Genomic DNA, 4,796 nt, shown 5'->3' with positions numbered 1-4,796 from the left:
CCACCGGATCGGCGACCCCGCGTCGCGCATGCACCCGGTGTCGCGGCGGGACTTCGCCGGTGCCGAGACCGCCGAGCAGGTGAGGGAGCGAGGCGCCGCCGACCGGGCGAGGGGCGGTGCGGCCTCTGGTGAGCCGGCCGAGCAGCACGCCGCCGCGGCCGAGGAGGCGGAGTCCCCTGAAGGCGAGGGCGCGACGTCGAGCGGGGCCGGCCGGCACACCGGACCGGGCGAGGTGCTGCTGGAGGCGCGTGGCCTGTCCGTCGCCTTCCACACCAAGCACGGCCTGGTCAAGGCGGTCGACGACGTCTCGCTGGAGTGCCGGCGCGGCGAGATCACGGCCCTGGTCGGCCAGTCCGGGTCGGGCAAGACGACCCTGGCCCGGGCCCTGTTGCGGCTGCAGCCTCCGACGCGGGGTGACGTGTACTACCGCGGGGAGGCGCTGCCCGCCAGGGCCGGTGCGCTCAAGGAGTTCCGGCGGCAGGTCCAGCTGGTGCTGCAGGACCCGGCCAGCGCCCTCAACCCCAAGCACTCGGTCTACGAGTCCGTCGCCGAGGGTCTGCGCATCCACGGGATGGACGCCCGGGAGCGCGAGCTGGTGAGCGAGGCGCTGGCCAAGGCCGAGCTCTCACCGCCGGAGGACTTCTTCTCGGCCATCCCCGCCGAGCTGTCCGGTGGCCAGCTGCAGCGGGTGGTCATCGCCGGCGCCCTGGCGCTCGAGCCGGAGTTCCTCGTCGCCGACGAGCCGGTGGCCTCCTTGGACGCCTCGGTGCGCGGCGAGATCCTGGGGCTGCTGCTCCAGCTGCGCCGCACTCTCGGCCTCGGAGCGCTGGTCATCACGCACGACCTCGGCCTGGCCTGGAACATCGCCGACCGGGTGATGGTGATGTACGAGGGCAAGATCGTCGAGTCCGGCCCGGTCGAGGACGTGCTGTTGCACCCGCAGCACGACTACACCCGGACGCTCCTCGCGGCGGTTCCCCTCACCGCCGCCGTCCCGGTCGACTCCGCCCTGGCCGCCCCCGCCGACTGAACCGAGTCGCGCCGATCATCGTGACAGGGACGTCGCCCTCGGCAACGAAACCACAACGATGATGGGCCGAGGGTCCAGACCGTATGCCGGCCGGTCGACCCGGAGCGCGAGCCTCCGGGTTCCGACTCGGGTCGCTGTCGCTACGCCGTGGGCGAACACGTGGCGTGCTCACCCACGCAGCGGAACAGACCGGCATACGGGCACGTTGGCTCCCACAGGCACCAGACCCCGCGGACGTGGGGTGTGTGCGCACGAAAGCACAGATAGCATCGAGGTATCTCTCGATAGCGAGGAGCGAAAGCGATGTTCGAACGGTTCACCGACCGGGCCCGCCGGGTGGTGGTGCTTGCGCAGGAGGAAGCGCGCATGCTCAACCACAACTACATCGGGACCGAGCACATCCTGCTCGGCCTGATTCATGAGGGCGAAGGTGTCGCCGCCAAGGCTCTGGAGAGCCTCGGCATCTCGCTCGACGACGTCCGCGGACAGGTGCAGGAGATCATCGGTCAGGGCCAGCAGGCCCCGTCCGGGCACATCCCCTTCACCCCGCGCGCCAAGAAGGTCCTCGAGCTGTCCCTGCGCGAGGGGCTCCAGCTCGGCCACAACTACATCGGCACCGAGCACATCCTGCTCGGCCTCATCCGTGAGGGCGAGGGCGTCGCGGCGCAGGTGCTGGTCAAGCTCGGCGCCGACCTCAACAAGGTCCGCCAGCAGGTCATCCAGCTGCTGTCCGGCTACCAGGGCAAGGAGCCCCAGGGCGCGGGCGTCGGCGCCTCCCAGGAGGGCACCCCTGCCGGCTCGCTGGTGCTCGACCAGTTCGGCCGCAACCTGACCCAGGCCGCCCGCGAGGGCAAGCTCGACCCGGTCATCGGACGCGCCAAGGAGATCGAGCGCGTCATGCAGGTCCTGTCGCGCCGCACCAAGAACAACCCGGTCCTGATCGGGGAGCCCGGCGTCGGCAAGACCGCCGTCGTCGAGGGCCTCGCGCAGGACGTGGTGCGCGGCGACGTGCCCGAGACGCTGAAGGACAAGCAGCTCTACACGCTCGACCTCGGCGCGCTCGTGGCGGGATCCCGCTACCGCGGTGACTTCGAGGAGCGCCTCAAGAAGGTGCTCAAGGAGATCCGCACCCGCGGCGACATCATCCTGTTCATCGACGAGATCCACACCCTCGTCGGGGCGGGTGCCGCGGAGGGCGCGATCGACGCCGCCAGCATCCTCAAGCCGATGCTGGCCCGCGGCGAGCTGCAGACCATCGGTGCCACCACGCTGGACGAGTACCGCAAGCACATCGAGAAGGACGCCGCGCTCGAGCGCCGGTTCCAGCCGATCCAGGTCAACGAACCCGACCTGGCCCACGCGATCGAGATCCTCAAGGGGCTGCGTGACCGCTATGAGGCGCACCACCGGGTCTCCATCACCGACGGCGCGCTGGTCGCGGCCGCCAACATGGCCGACCGCTACATCAACGACCGGTTCCTGCCGGACAAGGCGATCGACCTGATCGACGAGGCCGGTGCGCGGTTGCGGATCCGCCGGATGACCGCACCGCCGGACCTGCGCGAGTTCGACGACAAGATCGCGCACGTCCGCCGCGAGAAGGAGTCGGCGATCGACGGGCAGGACTTCGAGAAGGCCGCGTCCCTACGCGACGACGAGAAGCACCTGCTCGAGGAGAAGGCGCACCGCGAGAAGGAGTGGAAGTCCGGCGACATGGACGTCGTCGCCGAGGTCGACGAGGAGCTCATCGCCGAGGTCCTGGCCGCCTCGACCGGCATCCCGGTCTTCAAGCTCACCGAGGAGGAGTCCTCGCGGCTGCTCCACATGGAGGACGAGCTGCACAAGCGCATCGTCGGCATGGACGAGGCCATCAAGGCCCTGTCCCAGGCGATCCGGCGCACCCGCGCCGGCCTGAAGGACCCGCACCGTCCCGGCGGCTCGTTCATCTTCGCCGGGCCCACCGGCGTCGGCAAGACCGAGCTGGCCAAGACGCTGGCGGAGTTCCTGTTCGGCGACGAGGACAGCCTGATCCAGCTGGACATGAGCGAGTACTCCGAGAAGCACACGGTCTCGCGGCTGTTCGGGTCCCCTCCCGGCTACGTCGGCTACGAGGAGGGCGGTCAGCTCACCGAGAAGGTGCGCCGCAAGCCGTTCTCCGTCGTGCTCTTCGACGAGGTCGAGAAGGCTCACCCCGACATCTTCAACTCGCTGTTGCAGATCCTCGAGGACGGCCGGCTCACCGACTCCCAGGGCCGGGTGGTCGACTTCAAGAACACCGTCATCCTCATGACGACCAACCTCGGCACGCGGGACATCGCCAAGGGCGTCTCGCTCGGGTTCGCCTCGGGCGGTGACGTGCACTCGAGCTACGAGAAGATGAAGAACAAGGTCAACGACGAGCTCAAGCAGCACTTCCGGCCGGAGTTCCTCAACCGCGTGGACGACACGATCGTCTTCCCGCAGCTGACGCAGGACGAGATCGTCGCGATCGTCGACCTGATGATCGCCAAGCTCGACCTGCGGCTCAAGGACAAGGACATGGGCATCGAGCTCACGCCCTCGGCCAAGCAGCTGCTCGCCAAGCGGGGCTACGACCCGGTGCTCGGCGCCCGTCCGCTGCGTCGGGCGATCCAGCGGGACATCGAGGACGTGCTGTCCGAGAAGATCCTCTACGGCGAGGTCGCGACCGGCGAGATCGTCCTCGTCGGCACCGAGGGCGAGGGCAAGTCCGCGTCGTTCACCTTCAAGGGCACGCCGCACACCCACGCGCCGGACTCGCTGCCGGTCGAGGCGGCCGGCACCACGTCGGGGTCCACCGCCACCGGCACGGAGTGATCGGCGGTATGCCGGCCGCCCACCTGCCAAGGTGACGCGGCCGCGCATACCGAGCAGGCTGGAAGGGGCCGGGCGCACCACGCGCCCGGCCCCTTCGTCTGCCGGCAGACCCCGGCGGCGCCGTGGCGAGGCGCCGTGTGCCACATCACGCCACGTCCCACGGGGGAATCATCGCGAGGTTTCGGACGTCCTACGGGCATGCAACCTCGCAATGATCCCTCGCAGGGTGTGGCGACCCGCCCGGGGCCGCGCGTCGGGGAGACTGTCAGCATGGATCCCGCCGGCGAGCCGCCTCGCACCCTTCGTGGGGAGGCGCCCCAGCCGCTCCGGCCGGCCCAGGGTGGGCGACGCCAGGGACGGGGACGGCTGGTCGGGGAGGCGGCGCTGGCAGGCCTGGTCGCCCTGGCCCTCTTCGTCGTGACGGCGTATGTCGCGCTGCGCACCTACGAGGGTCAGCGGGTCGACCGCGAGGCGATGTTCGCCGTCAGCGGTCCCCAGGACACGGTGCAGAACGCGCACGAGGTGCTCAACACCGTCTCGGTCGGGACGGTGGCGCTGGTCGTGCTCGGTTGCATGGTGCTGGCGCTCGCGCGCCGGCGTTGGGCGCTGTCCATAGCCGCGCTGGTGCTGGTGGCCGGCGCCAACCTCAGCACGCAGCTGCTCAAGCACGAGCTGCTGTCGCGGACGGACTTCGGGCTCGGCACCCTCAACGGCCTGCCGAGCGGGCACACGACCGTGGTGGTCTCCCTCGCCCTGGCCGCCCTGCTGGTGTCACCGACCTGGCTGCGAACCCCCGTCACGCTGGTCGGCGCGTGCGCCGCCACGCTGATCGGCGTGGGCACGGTCGTCGCACGCTGGCACCGCCCGAGCGACGTGATCGCGGCAGTCGCGGTGTGTGTCGTGTGGGCCGCCGTCGCGCTGCTGATCGCGG

3 protein-coding genes are annotated in these 4,796 nt (G+C 70.4%); all 3 read left to right on the top strand.

Annotated features, from left to right (window positions below; translation table 11 throughout):
* Positions 1–1,030: ABC transporter ATP-binding protein (locus FRW57_RS17320; RefSeq protein WP_238999473.1), on the top strand; the 1,030-nt coding region annotated here is incomplete at its 5' end.
* 303 nt (positions 1,031–1,333) lie between these two features.
* Positions 1,334–3,865 carry an ATP-dependent Clp protease ATP-binding subunit gene (locus tag FRW57_RS17315; RefSeq protein ID WP_152186578.1) on the top strand — a complete coding sequence of 844 codons (2,532 nt, stop codon included), beginning with the start codon at positions 1,334–1,336 and terminating at the stop codon, positions 3,863–3,865.
* Between the two features lie 270 nt (positions 3,866–4,135).
* Positions 4,136–4,796: phosphatase PAP2 family protein (locus FRW57_RS17310; protein ID WP_152186577.1), on the top strand; the 661-nt coding region annotated here is incomplete at its 3' end.

The organism is Segeticoccus rhizosphaerae (genome assembly GCF_009192725.1).
Taxonomy (GTDB): domain Bacteria; phylum Actinomycetota; class Actinomycetes; order Actinomycetales; family Dermatophilaceae; genus Segeticoccus; species Segeticoccus rhizosphaerae.
The sequence above is the reverse complement of the archived record's forward strand: the minus strand, read 5'-3'. Positions and strand labels throughout refer to the sequence as shown.

Bases quoted from the DNA above. Each gene is read 5' to 3' on its own strand.
- FRW57_RS17315 (WP_152186578.1), top strand. From the start codon at position 1,334: ATGTTCGAACGGTTCACCGACCGGGCCCGCCGGGTGGTGGTGCTTGCG.